At 71.4% G+C, this 14,519-nt stretch carries 11 protein-coding genes; 4 read left to right on the forward strand and 7 right to left on the reverse strand.

The features are described from left to right. Positions 1-49 precede the first annotated feature (49 nt). Together FGE12_RS02605 and FGE12_RS02610 are read right to left on the reverse strand one after the other, a co-directional pair. Positions 50-6,034, reverse strand: coding sequence for an alpha-2-macroglobulin (locus FGE12_RS02605; protein ID WP_153864576.1), 5,985 nt, complete (start codon positions 6,032-6,034; stop codon positions 50-52). 36 nt (positions 6,035-6,070) lie between these two features. Next, on the reverse strand, positions 6,071-6,712 hold the full coding sequence (locus FGE12_RS02610) for an RlmE family RNA methyltransferase (RefSeq protein ID WP_153864577.1): 642 nt from the start codon (positions 6,710-6,712) through the stop codon (positions 6,071-6,073). Between the two features lie 79 nt (positions 6,713-6,791). On the opposite strand from FGE12_RS02610, the gene FGE12_RS02615 reads away from it, so the two are divergent. After that, positions 6,792-7,238 (forward strand): hypothetical protein, encoded by a 447-nt coding sequence (locus FGE12_RS02615; RefSeq protein WP_153864578.1) that lies wholly within the window; start codon positions 6,792-6,794, stop codon positions 7,236-7,238. Positions 7,239-7,270: 32 nt separating this feature from the next. After that, positions 7,271-7,558 carry a hypothetical protein gene (locus tag FGE12_RS02620; protein ID WP_153864579.1) on the forward strand — a complete coding sequence of 96 codons (288 nt, stop codon included), beginning with the start codon at positions 7,271-7,273 and terminating at the stop codon, positions 7,556-7,558. Between the two features lie 22 nt (positions 7,559-7,580). Here the strand turns inward: FGE12_RS02620 and FGE12_RS02625 are convergent, their stop codons facing one another. The 4 genes from FGE12_RS02625 to FGE12_RS02640 form a co-directional block, all read right to left on the reverse strand. Next, complete coding sequence (locus FGE12_RS02625; protein ID WP_153864580.1) at positions 7,581-8,720, reverse strand: acyl-CoA dehydrogenase family protein; 1,140 nt, start codon at positions 8,718-8,720, stop codon at positions 7,581-7,583. A gap of 75 nt (positions 8,721-8,795) precedes the next feature. Beyond that, positions 8,796-9,986, reverse strand: a complete 1,191-nt coding sequence (locus FGE12_RS02630) for a CaiB/BaiF CoA-transferase family protein (protein WP_153864581.1) — start codon at positions 9,984-9,986, stop codon at positions 8,796-8,798. A 103-nt stretch (positions 9,987-10,089) separates the two neighbouring features. Next, entirely contained in the window at positions 10,090-10,416 is a 327-nt protein-coding gene (locus FGE12_RS02635) for an SCP2 sterol-binding domain-containing protein (protein WP_153864852.1), read from the reverse strand. A 110-nt stretch (positions 10,417-10,526) separates the two neighbouring features. Continuing rightward, positions 10,527-10,919, reverse strand: a complete 393-nt coding sequence (locus tag FGE12_RS02640) for a response regulator (protein WP_153864582.1) — start codon at positions 10,917-10,919, stop codon at positions 10,527-10,529. Positions 10,920-11,112: 193 nt separating this feature from the next. Here FGE12_RS02640 and FGE12_RS02645 point away from each other — a divergent pair, with 193 nt between their 5' ends. Then, a complete protein-coding gene (locus tag FGE12_RS02645; protein ID WP_194797497.1) occupies positions 11,113-12,096 on the forward strand; it encodes a sensor histidine kinase KdpD in 984 nt (327 codons plus the stop codon). 158 nt (positions 12,097-12,254) lie between these two features. Then, entirely contained in the window at positions 12,255-12,476 is a 222-nt protein-coding gene (locus tag FGE12_RS02650; protein WP_228530503.1) for a twin-arginine translocase TatA/TatE family subunit, read from the forward strand. A 78-nt stretch (positions 12,477-12,554) separates the two neighbouring features. On the opposite strand, the gene FGE12_RS02655 is transcribed toward FGE12_RS02650, so the two are convergent. Next, complete coding sequence (locus tag FGE12_RS02655) at positions 12,555-14,420, reverse strand: long-chain fatty acid--CoA ligase (RefSeq protein WP_153864584.1); 1,866 nt, start codon at positions 14,418-14,420, stop codon at positions 12,555-12,557. Between the last annotated feature and the right edge of the window lie 99 nt (positions 14,421-14,519).

Below are 14,519 nucleotides of genomic sequence, written 5' to 3' on the forward strand. Positions count from 1 at the left end.
GGGACGCAGCGCGCTCGCCCGCGTGCCCGTCCCGGGAGGGTAAGCATCCTCAGGGGCGCGTGCCGACGCCCAGCGTGGCACCCGCCGAGTAGGCGTTGAACTCCGGCGCGTACATGGACTGCACCGTGGCGGGGCCCACCTTGAAGGTGCCCGCCATGTTCGCCCGCAGCCGGTACTTGAAGGTGTACTCGCCGGCCGGAAGCCACTCGAAGAAGAAGTTCGTCCCCGAGTCGCGCGTCTCCTCGTACCAGACGATGCCCAGGTCCCACTTGTGGCGGGACACCGCAGTCTCAGGCTCGAGGCCCGCGGCGCGCGGGTCGCGCAGGTGCACGTACTCGGCGGCGTGCTTCGCGCGCAGCGACAGCTGCACCTCCACCTCGTCTCCAGGCTCGAGCCGGGCCCCCTCCTCGAGCGGACGCAGCACGGCCTCCGTGCCCGAGCGCTCGCGCTTGAAGTAGCGGCGCGTCACCTGGAAGAAGTCGCCGCGCGCCTCCTCCGGCAGGCGCTCGGTGCTGAAGCTCCAGGTGGCCGAGGCGAAGGCGAGCCCCTTCGTCCCCTTCTCCACCACCACCCGGCTGTCCATGCCGGGCTTCAGCCGCTCGGCGGGCACCACCACCTGGTTCTTCTTGCCGGTGTACTGGTCCGGCTCGAAGACGAACTGGGTCGTCTGGCCGGCCACGCTCACGCGCGCCTCCTCGCGGATGCCGAGCGCCCCCTCCTTCTCGAGGTACTTCACCAGCGCGTAGATGACCTCGGCGGTGGCGCGGGTGCTCTTCCAGTGGTTGAGCTTCTTGTCGAGCAGGAGCCACTGCACGAGCCCGTCGCGGCGCGGGTCCTTCGGACGCAGCTCGCTCAGCGTCTGCAGCGCGATGGCGTGCGTCTCGGTGGTGTCGTTGTACCAGAGCCAGCCGCGGTCCTCGGGCGCCCAGAAGGTCCCCAGCTCCTCGGTGGTCTTCGCCGAGTCCATCACGCTGTCCCAGACGAGCTGCGCGTCCTTCGTGCGGCCCGCGCGGTGGAGCGTGAGCGCGAGGTAGCCCTTGAGGTAGGGCGAGTGCTGCTTCCAGTGCTTGAAGCTGAAGGCGAGCATCTGCTCGCGCTCCTTCGCCGTGAGCGCATCGCCCGTGTAGGACGGGTCCGGGTAGGTCGAGGCCACGTAGTTGAGGAAGGTGACGAACTCCCAACCCGTGTCCTGCTTCGCGAGCTTGCCGGCGTACTGCTCGCGGTAGTGGCGCGCGAGGTAGGCCCAGGCGCGCTGGGTGACGTCGCGGGGCACCTGCACGCCGTGCTCCGCGGCGCGCGCGAGCCCGTGCACGATGTAGAGCGTCATGTACGGGGACGGAGGCCCGCCCGCCCACCACGGGAAGCCGCCGCTGGAGGTCTGGGCCTTCTGCAGCTTCGCGAGCGCGCTGTCGCGCTCGGCCTTCGCGACGCGCGGGTCCAGCACCTTCACCAGAGGCGCGCCCGGGTCACGGCCGCCCTGCGCCTCCTGCAGCCACGGCGTCTCCTCGAGCGCCATCTTGCGGTTCGGGTCCGCGGCGTCCCAGGTCTCGAGGCGCGTGTCGCGCGTGCTCAGCTCCTTCGCCATCCGCGCCACGGCCGGGTAGTGGTCGAAGAGGCTGGTGACGATGCCGGTGGAGACGAAGCGGTTGAGGGTCTGCTCCGTGCACTCGTACGGGTAGTTCACGAGGTAGGGCAGCGCCTGCAACACCGAGTAGAAGAGCTGCGCGTCCACCGTCACCACGAGCTGCTCGTCGATGCGGGTGGGATCATCCGTGCGCTCGAGATCCGCGAAGCGCATCTCCTTGCGGTCCGCGTTGCGCAGGGTGACGAAGCGGCTCTGCTGCAGGTGCATGCGCCCGGGCAGCACCGGCAGCGGGCGGAGCTCTCCGTCGCTGAAGGCGCCCGCGGTGGCCGTCACCTTGAAGGCCACCGTGCCCACCCGGCGCGGCGCGGTGAGCGGGAAGCGCAGGGACGTCCCCTTCCCCGCCGCGACGGTGAAGGGCTGCGTGAGGGCGCGCAGGCCGAAGTCCTGCGCGACGCTCACGTTGCGCTCCGGGTCCAGCACCTCCAGCTGCAGCGTGCCGCTCATGGCGCTGCTGCCCGCGTTGTTGACGACCACCTCGAGCACCGCCTGGTCTCCCTCGCGCAGGAAGCGAGGGAGGTAGGGGCGCACCATCAGCTCCTTCACGCTCTGCGCCTTGCGATTGACGGAGCCCCCCTGGAAGTCACGCGTGAGCGCGTGCACCCAGACACTCCAGGCCGTGACCGAGTCCGGCACCGTGAACTCGAGCGTGGCCGAGCCGTCCTTGTCGGTGAGCAGCTGCGGCACCCAGAACGCCGTCTCCGCGAAGTTGCTGCGCAGCTCGGGCGCCGGAGCGGGCGCGAGGGCCTCCTGCACCGACGCCTGCTTCAGCTGGGACTTGTCCTCCATCGCGTTCTCTGCGGACGTGGAGCGCGCGACCTTCGCCGGTGACGGCGGTGGAGGGGGCGGTGCGCCGGCCATCATCGGTTCCGCCATGACCCTCCCGTAGGCGCGACGTCCCGGGCCCCCGATGCCGTAGTTCTCGAAGAAGCGCAGGGTGTCTCCCTCGGGCATCGACCAGCCCTCGGGCGAGGACTCCGGCCCCCGGATCCACATCGCATTGGCCTGGCCCAGGGACACGCGCGTGTCCGAGCCCTGGCCGCGCTGCGGGTAGTACGCGAGCGGCGACGGCGGCGAGTGCTGGGCGAAGAGGTCCAGCGACTGATCGTACATGTACGCGAGCAGCTCGGCCGCGCCGGCGCCCACCTTCGCGCCGTCGGGCCCGCGCACCGTCACCCGCCAGGTCTCCTTGCTCCCCGGGCGCAGCTTGTCGCGGAAGGTGGCGAACTCCACCTTCAGCTCCTTGTCGTCGTAGGGCACGAGCACCGTCTCGCTGAAGCGCATCGCCTGGTAGTCACGCACGGCGGTGACGCTCACGGTGAAGCCGCCGCGCAGGGCCTCGGTGACGGGCAGCTCCACCAGGGGCTGGCCCGCCTTGCCGAGCACGGTGCGCCGCTCCACGACGCGCCCTGCCTGCATCACCTCGAGGAACAGGGGCTGTCCCTCGAAGCCCGAGAGCGCGAGCACGCGGGCGCGATCTCCGACCTTCAGAGCGGTGCGCTCGAGCTGCATCAGCGCGGGGAGCCCCACGCCCGCGTCCTTGCCCGCGACGAGGTACTCGCGGCTCACCGTGAAGCGCGCGCCGAAGGCATCCTTCGTCTCGTAGGTGAGCCGGTACGCGCCGCTCGGCAGCGTGGGCAGCTCCAGCGTGGCAACGCCCTGCGCGTCGTGCGTCACGTCTCCGTGCGCGAGCTCCTTCCCGGCCGCCCAGCGGCGCAGCGTGGCGATCGGATCGTAGTCCGTCGTCCAGCGCGGGCGCAGCGAGTCCCCAGGCGTCGTCGCGCGCGGCTCACCGCCCGGGACCACCGGGGGAGGCTCGACGGGCTCCTCCGCAGGGAGCAGCGGCGTCGCAGGTGCCGTGAGTCGAGAGAGGGTCCAGTGCCCCGCGCCCGGGCGCGGAGAGCCATCCAGGTCCGAGCGCAGGAGGCGCAGCTGCCCGCGCTCTCCCTCGCGAAGGAAGGCCACGTCGCTGTCCACGCGCGCCTCCACCGCCACGAAGCCGAGGCGGAAGATGCGCTCGGCGGAGCGCGTCTCGCCGCCCTCGTCGGTCACGTCCGCATCCAGGCGGTAACGGTAGGTGACGTCCTTCGCGCTTGCCTGGCGCACGTCCGCCTCGGGCGTGAAGTCCACCGGGAAGGAGCCGTCCGCCCCGAGCGAGGCGCTGCCCGTGGCGACCACCTCCCCCGTCCCGCCGACCTTGTCCGAGCGGTAGTAACCCCACCACGGCAGCACCGGCACGCGCGTGACGCGCCAGCGCACCGCGCCGCTCGCCACGGGCAGCCCGAAGTAGTAGCGGGCCTCGCCGCGGAAGTGCGCGATGCGGTTGAGGCGCAGCGGCTCGGTGGGCGCGGCGAGCGTCACCTCGAAGGTGGGCCGCTTGTACTCCTCCACGCGCACGGGCGCGGCGCCGCCCACGCTGGTCTGCACGCGCCAGGCCCCCAGCAGACGCCCCGTGGGCACGGTGAACTCACCTGCCGCCGAGCCGAAGGCATTGGTGGTGACCGTGCGCGTCTCCACCGTCTGGTTGTTCGGGTCCATCAGCGACACGGTGAGCGTGCGCTGCGCCACGGTGCGGTAGCGCGCCTGGTCGCCGCGGCCCTCGAAGAGCACCGCCTTCCAGAGCACCCGCTGCTGGGGCCGGTACACGCTGCGGTCGGTGAACACGAGCGCCTGGGTCGTGGTGCCTGGGAGGCCCCGCTCGTAGAGGGTGTACGTGCCGGGATCCAGCTCGGCCTCGCGCCCGCGCCCCGCGACGAGGAAGAGGCCGCGGTTTCGCAGCGAGGCATCCGCGAGGAAGGTGAGCTCGCCCTGCGCATCGCTCTTCTGCGACTGTGCCTCGTGGTGGTGGCGCTGGTAGTCCGCAACCACCAGGCGCACCTCCACGCCGGGAGCGGGCTTGCCCGTCTCGCCCTCGAGCACCCGCACCGCGATGCGCTCGCCCTGCTCCTCGTGGCTCACCAGCACCCAGCGGCCCACGGTGAAGAAGCTCCCCAGGACCGGGTTCTGCGCTGCGCGGAAGTCCTCGCGGGCGGAGGCCACCAGCAGGTACATGCCGGGCCCGAGCTTCGGAGGGACGACGAAGGTGCGGTGCGAGCGCAGGTCCGGCGTGCTGGGCAGCGCCTGGCGCCACTGCGCCGCAGGGGCGCTCGCGGCCATCAACCGCTGCAGGTCCTCACCGTAGGGCAGCAGGTTGTAGTCGTCCGCCTGGCGCAGCCGCGCCTCAAGGTCGAAGGCGTAGGTGCGGAAGAAGACCGCCGGGAGGTTGCGGTGCGTGACCTCCACCGAGCGCTTGCCCTGGCCGTCCACCACCATGGTGGAGAGGGAGAAGTCCGGGGCCTCGAGCTCTCGCACCAGCGCGGCGCAGCGCTTCGCACCCTCGCTCTTCGGGAAGGCCGCGAGCCCCTCGCGCGCGTGGGCCCGCGCCCTCACGGGCTGGTCCGCCTCGCGCTCCTGCTGGGCGAGCTGTCCCAGTCCCATCGCGCTCCAGGGCAGCGCCTTGTCCTTCAGGAGCCGCGCCTCGAGGTGGCGGCGCAGGCCGGCGCGGTCGTCCTGCTCGGTGAGGCTGTCGTGCAGGCGCGCCTCGCGGGTGAGCGCAGCCTCCAGCGCCGCCTCCTTGCGCCCGGCACCGGCGTGCCACGCCTCGAGGTCACCCAGCAGCGAGGCGAGCTTGAGCAGCGGGTGTACCGCCGGGTCCACGAGGTCCACCTGCGGCGTGCCCTCGAGCAGCGCGGGCAGGGACAGCCGGTGCACGCCGCTCGCGTGCTCGGGGCGCCAGGCGGAGCTGTCGGCGAGCTGCGCCACCCAGAGGTACGTCACGGCATCGCGCAGCGTGCCGCGGATGCCGGGCGGATAGGTGTTGGGCCGCACGTAGCGCTCGAGCACCGTCACGGGCTCGGTGCCCAGCGCCTCGCGCCCCTTCCACACCTCGAAGAAGGCGCGCTGCGCTTCGGTGTCCAGCTGCTCGCGCGTCCAGGACTTCAGGTCCACCGGCCCGCTCGAGGCCACGCGCTCGCGCTGCTGGATCTCCCAGCCGTACGCCTGCGCGTACTGCACGAGGCTCGAGGCGTAGAAGAGCTGCAGGGCGGCGCGGTGCACGGCGCCCTTGGGCCAGGGCTCCTCGCGCAGGAAGCGCACGGCGGTCTCGTAGCCGTGCAGCCCGATGCGCAGCTGCACGGTCTGGATGAGCGCCCGCGTCCACTCGGCCTCGTCCGGGCCCTTGCGCGCCGCGGCGAGGCGGGCCTCGGTGGCGCGTGCGGCCTCCTCGAACTTCTGCTCGTCGATGAGGCCGTCGATCTGCTTCCAGGAGGGCAGGCGCCCCTGGGCCGCGGCGGCGAGCGGCAGGACGAAGAGGGCGAGCAGCAGCAGCGTCAGCAGACGCGAGGCGAGGGGCATGGTGCGAGCTTAAACGCGCAGGCCCCGCCTTTCGGTCTATTCGGCGGGCGCTTTGGCCGGCGGCCGCTTGCGCAGCCCGACGATGTAGACCTCCATGCTGGCGCCGCGGGTCGCCTCGGGGCGGACGATCTTCACGTCCTCGTAGTGGCTGCGCACGAGGTTGCGGAACTCCTCGAAGTCCCCGCCCATGAAGAGCTTGGCGATGAAGTGCGAGCCGGGCTTGCCGCGCGCGAGCGCCACGTCCAGCGCCTTGCCGGCGAGCCGCAAGGAGCGCGCCTCGTCGGTGGTGCGGATGCCGCTGGTCTTCGGCGCGAGGTCCGAGACGACCACGTCCAGCGGGCCGTCGTAGAGCGCGGCGAGCTTCTGGTCGAAGTCGTCCGCGAGCACGTCCAGCACGGCGGTGGTGACGTAGGCCTGGCTGAAGGGGCGGATGGCGGCGAGGTCCACGCCGACGACGCGCCCCGAGGGGCCCACCGCGTCCGCGATGACCTGGAGGAAGCCTCCGGGCGCGGCCCCCATGTCCACGACCGCGGCGCCCTTCTTGAGGATGCCGAAGCGCTTGGCGATCTCGTCGATCTTGAAGGCGGAGCGGGCGCGGAACCCCTCCTGCTTCGCCTTCTGGAAGTAGTGGTCTTTCGGACGGTAGGGCTTGCCCATGTCAGGGCTGGTCCCTACCATCGCCTACTGTTTCCGGAAAGGCGGAGCAGTCGCGGGTGTGTGACGGTCCCACCCGCAGAGGTCTGCATCCGGAGGTCTCATGCAAGCCCGCAGCGTCGTTGCCGCCGCCCTCTTCTCGGTCGCCTCCGCCGGCATCGCCGGCGCTTGCTTCTACCGGGCCGAGGTCCTGCGCGACGAGGCCGACTGGCTGCTGGTGCGCGGCAAGGCCCAGGCGGCCGAGTACAGCCAGAGCTTCGACTCGAAGATGGCGGACCAGCAGCTCAAGACCTTCGCCGCGCGCCGCGCCACGCTCGAGCGCGCGAACCTGTGGCAGCGCGGCCAGATGCTCGCCACGCTCCTGAGCGCGCTCGGGGCCGTGGCGACCTACGCCCTCTACCTCCTCAAGCGGCTGGACGATCAGCTCATCGACGCCGAGAGCGAGCTGCACGAGAACAGCGGCAGCGGCAGCAGCGGCGGCCGGGACTCCGACGAGCAGCCGCGCGACCCGCAGCGCGCCACCGCGCTCGCGCCCAGCCTCCTGCCCTGACAGCGGCCCCCCGCTTCGGGTAGACAGGGCGCATGCCCGGATGCGCTCACTGTGGACAGGTGCTGGACATCGTCGGCAACCAGGTCGGCCGCAGCGACGAGTGTCCCAAGTGCGGCGAGGAGATCCGCTCCTGCCGCAACTGCCGCCACTTCGATCCCGGCGTGGCCAAGGAGTGCAAGGAGCCGCTCGCCGAGGTGCCGCGCGACAAGGACCGCGCGAACTTCTGCGAGCTGTTCCAGATCGGCGAGGGCGGGCTCCACGCGAAGGAGAGCCGCTCGGCGCTGCTGAGCGCCGCCGAGGCACTGTTCGGAAAGAAGTGAGGCGCCCCGCCGGCCGTCCCCTTCAGAAGCCGGAGAGCTTGGAGATGATCTCCTTCATCACCTCGGAGGTGCCGCCGCCGATGGTGATGAGGCGGATGTCTCGCCAGGCGCGCGCCACCGGCGTCTCCTCGATGTAGCCCATGCCGCCGAAGAACTGCTGGCAGTCGTAGGCCACGCGCTGGGCGAGGTCTCCGGCGAAGAGCTTCGCCATGGAGATCTCCTTCACCGCGTCCTGCTTGCGGTCGAAGAGATCCACCGCGTAGTAGCAGAGCCGGCGCGCCGCCTCGATCGCGGTGAGGTGCTCCACGAACTTGTGGCGCCACACCTGGAACTTGATCAGGGGGCGCCCGAAGGCCTCGCGCTCCTGGCCGTAGCGCAGCGAGTCCTCCACCATGCGGTCCATGCCGGCCACCGTGGTGAGCGCCCCCACCAGGCGCTCGCCCTGGAAGTTCGTCATCACGTGGTAGAAGCCCTCGTTCTCCTCGCCCAGGATGTAGCGGCGCGGGATGCGGCAGTCCTCGAAGTAGAGGATGGCGGTGTCGGAGGAGAGGTTGCCCACCTTGTCGAGCTTCTTGGAGACCGAGAAGCCCTTCACGTCCGTGGGGAAGGTCACCAGCGAGATGCCGCCGTAGCCGGCCTCACCGGTGCGCACCGCGAGCGTGATGAAGTCCGCGCGCGTGCCGTTGGTGATCCACATCTTCGAGCCGTTGATGACCAGGTCGTCGCCGTCGCGGCGCGCGGTGGTCTTGAGGCTCGCCACGTCCGAGCCGCAGCCCGGCTCGCTCACGCCCAGCGCCGCGATGCGCTCTCCGGCGAGCGCCGGCGCGAGGAACTCGCGCTTCTGCTCGTCCGAGCCGATCTCGTTGATGATGGGCGTGGCCATCTGGCTCTGCACCAGCAGCGCCATGTTCACGCCCGCGTTGCGGCTGCGGCTGAGCTCCTCGCAGAAGGCGGTCACGTACCAGTAGTCCAGCCCGCTGCCGCCGTACTTGGGATCGTGGTTGATGCCGAGGAAGCCCAGCTCGCCGAACTTCTTGAACACCTCGCGCGGGAAGATGCCCGCGCGATCCCACTCGAGCGCGTACGGGGTGAGCTCCTTCTCCACGACGGCGCGCACCGACTTGCGAAACGCCTCGTGCTCCTCGGTGAAGGGGTTCAGCATGGCGCGGACCTCCGGCTCGGGGTGTTGACTCGCAAGTCAACACCAGGCCCGGGGCCCGCGCAATGGCCCCCCGGGCTAGAGCCCGAGCGCGCGCAGGCGCTCGTCGGACACTCCGGCCTCGCGCAGGATCTCGCGCGAGTGCTGGCCGAGCCCGGGCGGCGGGCGCAGGGGCGTCTCCCCCAGGCGCAAGGGGGTGAGCAGGTGCGTGACCTGCTTGCCGCGCTGCGGGTCCTCCGCCTCCACGAAGAGCCCGCGCGCGCGCAGCTGCGCATCCTGCAGCACCTCGTCGCCCTCGAGCACGGGCTCCACGCAGAGATCCAGCGGGCGGAAGCGCTCCACCCAGTGCGCGAGCGGCTGCAGGGCGAAGCGGCGCGCGAGCTCGCCCTTCACGCGCTGGCCCGCCTCGCCGCCCGAGTACGCGTCCGCGAGCAGCTCGGGACAGCCCAGGGTCTCGAGCAGGCCGGTGAAGAACTTGGGCTCGAGCGCGCCGACGGAGAGGTAGCGCCCGTCCTGCGTGCGGTAGAGGCCGTAGCCCGCGAAGCCTCCGTTGAGCACCTCCTCGCCGCGGCGCAGCGCCGGGCCCTCGGCGCCCAGCGCGAGCCGCCCGGCCAGGTGCATGTGGAGGAAGGCGAGCGCACCGTCCGTCATGGACACGTCCACGAAGCGCCCGCGCCCCGTGCGCTCGCGCTCGTGCAGCGCTGCGAGGATGCCCACCAGCGCGAAGAGGCTGCCGCCGCCGATGTCCCCCAGCTGCACGCCGGGGAAGGCGGGCGCCCCACCCGCCTCGCCGCCGTAGCCCAGCACGCCGGCGCGAGCGGCGTAGTTGATGTCGTGCCCTGCGCGCAGCCGGTCCGGTCCGCTCGCGCCGTAGCCGCTGATGGCGCAGTAGATGAGTCGCGGGTGGCGCGCGCACAGGGCCTCCGCGCCCAGGCCCAGCTTGTCCATCACCCCGGGCCGGAAGCTCTCCACGAGGATGTCGTAGCGGCCCGCGAGCTCCTCGAGCACGGCGCGGCCCTCGGGGCGCTTCAGGTCCAGCGCGAGCGAGCGCTTGTTGCGGTTGAGGCCGTAGAAGAGCGCGCTCTCACCGGACTCCTGCAGCGGCGGCGAGTGGCGCAGGTAGTCGCCGCCCTGCGGGTCCTCCACCTTGTCCACCTGCGCGCCCAGGTCCGCGAGCACCAGCGTGGCGTAGGGCCCGGGCAGCAGCCGGGTGAGATCCAGGACCTTGAGCCCCTGCAGCGGCAGGCCCTGCGGCGACGAGGTGGACATGGTGGGGGCGGCTCCGGGGACGGCGGGCTCACGAAACGCACGCGGCGCGGTCCCCGGCGGGGCCGGAGAGCGCGCCGCATGCGGTGCGACGGGGAAGGCTCGCCTAGGCGAGCAGCTTGCCCAGCTTCATCGCGAGGCCCATGTCCATGGGCTTGAACTTGAGCTTGCCCTGCATCGCGGCCATCTGCGGGTTGAGCTGCTTCTGGCGCAGCTTCACGAAGTCCTGGTCGCTCACGGTGACCGTCATCTTCGGCTCGCCGTTGAGGCCGGTGCTCACCCAGTCGGAAGGCTTGGTGAGGTCCACCGTCCACTGCCCGCCCTGGTCGCCCGTCACGTTGAAGTGGACGATGGCGTTGATCTCCTTGGCCAGCTCCGGCTTGGCCTTCAGGACGTTGGGGATCTCGGTCTCGAGGATGCTCTTCGCGGTCAGGTCGGCCATGCGTTCCTCCATGCAGCGGTTGACTGATGAGTCAATACGGGGCGGACCGTAACCACCGCCCCTGCGGAGATCAAGGCGCAGCTGACGCAGTCGCGTGCGCGTCAGCGCTGCGCGGGAACGGCGGACGGCTCGAGGGAGCGGCGCACCAGCTCGAGCAGATCGTTGAGCTCGAAGGGCTTGGCGAGGTGGCCCACCGCGCCGAGGTCCGTGGCCTTGCTGCCCACGTTGCGGTCCGCGCTGAGCACGATGATGGGGATGCGGGCGATCTCGGGCGGGCGCTGGCGCATGCGCTGCGCGAACTCCCAGCCGTCCATCACCGGCATCATCAGGTCCAGGAGGATGAGCTGGGGCGCATCCGGCTCCAGCCGCTCGAGCGCCTCCTTGCCATTGCGAGCGCGACGGATCTCGAAGCCCTCGGCCTCCAGGATTTCGGAGAGCGCTTCGAGGATGTCCGGGTCATCGTCGACGACGAGCACCGTGCTGGGACGTGTCATTGAGGGAGTCGATGAGGAGGTCGAGGCGGCCAGGTGAGAGTTGCTCCGCGTGCAGCATGCGAATTGTCCCCGAGAAGGGCGACTGGCGGGTGAGAAATCGTGCCCGGGCGCCGGATGTTCTGCCCACGTTGCAAACTCAACAGGGCCTCCCCACCTTCCCCAAGGGTCGGTGTGAGCCCCAGAGGAGGCGCGCGTGTGGAGTGAGGGGGTCGGGGCCGCAGGCGGCCTCATCGCAGGGGGCGCAGGCCCCGGGGTGGCCGTGTGCTCGCCGCAGGGCGTGCCGCGCACGGTGAGCGCTCGCCTGCTCTCGCTGCTGGGCCTCTCCGCCCTCCCCTCGCAGGTGCAGGGGCTCGCGCAGCTGCTGGAGGCCGCGGGGCTGCACCGCTCCGAGGGCTCGCTCTGGGTGAGCGCGGCGCGCGCGGTGTACGCGGGCGAGGAGCTGCTCGAGGACGGCTCCCGGCTGCTCTGGGTGCTGCCGGCGGCCCCCGAGGAGGCCGGGCGGCTCGCCCGGGTGCGCTACCTCTCGCTCGCCTCGCACGACCTGCGCGGGGCGCTCGCGAACATCCGCTCCTATGCCGGGCTGCTGCTGGGGCCCCGCTACGCGCACGAGCCCCGGGTGCAGCGGGGGCTGGAGACCATCCGGCGCAACGCAGACCGCGCACTCGGCTTCGCGCAGAACTTCTTCGATGCGAGCCGCGCGGAGCTCGGCGGGCTGAGCTTCGAGCGGGAGGTGCAGCCGCTCGCTCCCCTGCTCGCCGAGGCGCTCAAGCCCCTGCAGGAGGAGGCCTCGGCGGCCGGGGTGGAGCTCTCGCTCGCGCCGGTGCCCGAGCTGCCCGACCTGCCGCTGGACGGGGGCCGGGTGCAGCACGCGGTGGAGGCCTTCATCGCGCACCACCTCACGCGCGCCCAGGCCGGCGAGCGCATCGAGGTGCGCTGCGCGCGGGACGTGACGGGCGTGCGCGTGGAGGTGCGCCGCCACGGCGTGCCCCTGGAGGCGGCCTTCGCCGCGCGCCTCTTCGAGCGCGAGGCGCGCGCCTTCGAGGAGAAGAAGCTGGAGGACCCGCTGCGCCTCTCGCTCGCGCGCCACGAGGTGGCGCTGCACGGCGGCGAGGTGGGCGCCTGGAGCGACGCGGGCGGGACCACCCTGTTCCTCACCCTCCCCTTCCAGGACCAATAAGTCCGCCCGCGACCCTGCGCCGGGCATGCAGGCGGCCTCGCGCCGCATCGCGCTGGCGGCCGGGGGGTCCCCCCGGTATGCTCGCCGCGCCTTTTCCAGGCAGCCCCCTCCCGGGCACTTCGAAGGAGCATGTTGTGATGGGCCTGAAACCGATGGAAATGTTGCTGATCTTCGCAGTGCTGATGCTCCTCTTCGGAGGCAGCCGCCTGCCGCAGCTCGGCTCGTCGCTGGGCCAGGCCATCCGCAACTTCAAGCGGGGCTTTGGCGAGGGCATGGACGAGCAGCCCGAGCAGAAGCGCGCGCCGGACGCCCTCTCCAGTACGACGGCCGCGGGCGTGGAGCGCGACGTGCGCGAGAAGCAGCAGACGCGCCAGGGCTAGTCCGCCCTCGCGGCACCCGAAGCACCCGAGGCCCGGGCCCCCGCTCAACGGCGGGACCCGGGCTTCGTGCTGTGCGCCCTACTCCACCCGCTCGTTGTCGTAGAGCGCGTCGATCGTCTTCGCGTACTTCTGCGAGCAGAACTTGCGCTTCACCTTCAGGGTCGGGGTGATCTCGCCGGACTCCTGGCTGAAGTCCGCCTCCATCACCGCGAAGCGCTTGAGGGTGTTGTAGGGCGGCTGCTCCGCGTTGACGCGGTTGAGCACGTCCTGCACCGCGGCCTGCACCTCGGGGTGCTTGGCCACCTCGGCGTAGGAGGCCGGCACGCTCACGCCCTTGTCCGCGAGCAGCTTGCGCGCGACCTCCTCGTTCACGGTGATGAGGACGACGAGGTACTTGCGCTTGTCGCCCACCACCATCGCCTGCGAGACGAGCGGGAAGGTCTTGAGCGTGTTCTCGAGGTTCTGCGGCGCCACGTTCTTGCCGCCGGCCGTGACGATGATGTCCTTCTTGCGGTCCGTGATGCGCAGGAAGTTCTCCGCATCCAGCTCGCCGATGTCACCGGTGTGGAACCAGCCGTCCGCCTCGAGCGCCTCGGCGCTGGCCTCCGGCTTCTTGTAGTAGCCCTTCATCACGCCGGGGCCGCGGATGAGGATCTCGCCATCCGGGGCGATCTTGATCTCGGTGCCCGGGAAGGGCGCGCCCACGGTGCCGATCTTGATGCGGTCGATGCGGTTCACCGTCGTGCCGGCGGCCGTCTCGGTGAGGCCGTAGCCCTCGAGCACCTTGAAGCCGAGCAGGTCGAAGAAGTAGGCGATCTTGCGCGAGAGCGGCGCGCCGCCCGAGACGAACACGCGCATCTGGCCGCCCAGCTTCTGCTCGAGCGCGGGGCGGATCTTCCCGTGGAAGACGAGCTTCTGCGCGAGCGTCCAGCCCAGGTTCGCGTACTCGCGGCCCTGGGTGCGCGCCTCCACGTACTCGTCGAAGAGGCGGAAGGCCCAGCGCGCGAGCTTGCCCTTGAGGCCGGCCTGGCTGGTGCCGTCGCTGAGCACCTTGTTGTAGACCTTCTCGAAGACGCGCGGCACCGAGGGCAGCACCGTGGGGCGCGTCTCGGCGAGGTTCGCGAGCAGCTTGTCCACCGACTCCGCGAAGATCAGCCGGTAGCCGAGGCTGAGCCACGCCGCCTTCACCACCTGCGCGAAGGAGTGCGCGAGCGGCAGGAAGAGCATCACCGAGTCGGTGGCGGTCATCAGGCCGATGGCCTTCGCGCCCTGCGCCTCGTAGGTCCAGTTGCCGTGGGTGAGGATGACGCCCTTGGGGTCACCGGTGGTGCCCGAGGTGTAGAGGAAGCAGCAGGGGTCGTCCGACTTCACCGACCCCACGCGCTGCTCGAAGGCGCCCGGGCTCGCGGCGTGCGCGGCGGCGCCCTGCTGCACCAGGTCCGCGAGCGCGAGCTCCTGGCTCCCCTGCAGCGCGCCCTCGAAGAGCACCACGCGCTGCACCGCCGGGCACTCGCCGAGGCGCTGGCGCACGCGGCTGATGCGGCCCGCCTGCTTCGCGTCGCGCTCGTCGTTGTCCACGAAGAGCACGGTCGCGCCGGAGTCGTTGAGGATGTAGCGCACCTCGTCCGGGGTGTTCGAGGCGTAGATGGGCACGGTGATGCCCTGCGCCGCGGACACCGCGAGGTCGCACACCAGCCACTGCAGGCTCGTGTTCGCGAAGATGGCGACGCGGTCTCCGGGCTTCACGCCCAGCTGCACCAGGCCCGCGGACACGGCCTTCACGTCCTCGAGGATGCGCGCCCAGGAGACGTCCTCCCAGCGCCCGCCGACCTTGTGGGTCGCCCCCGGCGTGCTCGCGCTGGCGGCGCGCTCGAGCAGCAGCTCCACCACGTTCTGCGCCCCGCGGCTGTTCGCCTGGGCGCTCAGCTGACTCTCTGCCCTCATGTGCGCTCCTCCTCGATCCCCGCCTGCTCGAAGGAAGGCCTGCCGGAGGGGTGCGTGCCCGTCCGACGGCGTCCCCATGCGCCCAACCTGCCCTCCCTG

The organism is Aggregicoccus sp. 17bor-14 (assembly GCF_009659535.1).
Lineage (GTDB): Bacteria > Myxococcota > Myxococcia > Myxococcales > Myxococcaceae > Aggregicoccus.

Excerpts from the sequence above, each read along its gene's own strand:
- FGE12_RS02630 (WP_153864581.1), bottom strand. The coding sequence starts at position 9,986 with ATGTCCACCTCGTCGCCGCAGGGCCTGCCGCTGCAGGGGCTCAAGGTC.
- FGE12_RS02655 (WP_153864584.1), bottom strand. The coding sequence starts at position 14,420 with ATGAGGGCAGAGAGTCAGCTGAGCGCCCAGGCGAACAGCCGCGGGGCG.
- FGE12_RS02610 (WP_153864577.1), bottom strand. The coding sequence starts at position 6,712 with ATGGTAGGGACCAGCCCTGACATGGGCAAGCCCTACCGTCCGAAAGAC.
- FGE12_RS02620 (WP_153864579.1), top strand. The coding sequence starts at position 7,271 with ATGCCCGGATGCGCTCACTGTGGACAGGTGCTGGACATCGTCGGCAAC.
- FGE12_RS02640 (WP_153864582.1), bottom strand. The coding sequence starts at position 10,919 with ATGACACGTCCCAGCACGGTGCTCGTCGTCGACGATGACCCGGACATC.
- FGE12_RS02615 (WP_153864578.1), top strand. The coding sequence starts at position 6,792 with ATGCAAGCCCGCAGCGTCGTTGCCGCCGCCCTCTTCTCGGTCGCCTCC.
- FGE12_RS02650 (WP_228530503.1), top strand. The coding sequence starts at position 12,255 with ATGTTGCTGATCTTCGCAGTGCTGATGCTCCTCTTCGGAGGCAGCCGC.
- FGE12_RS02625 (WP_153864580.1), bottom strand. The coding sequence starts at position 8,720 with ATGCTGAACCCCTTCACCGAGGAGCACGAGGCGTTTCGCAAGTCGGTG.
- FGE12_RS02605 (WP_153864576.1), bottom strand. The coding sequence starts at position 6,034 with ATGCCCCTCGCCTCGCGTCTGCTGACGCTGCTGCTGCTCGCCCTCTTC.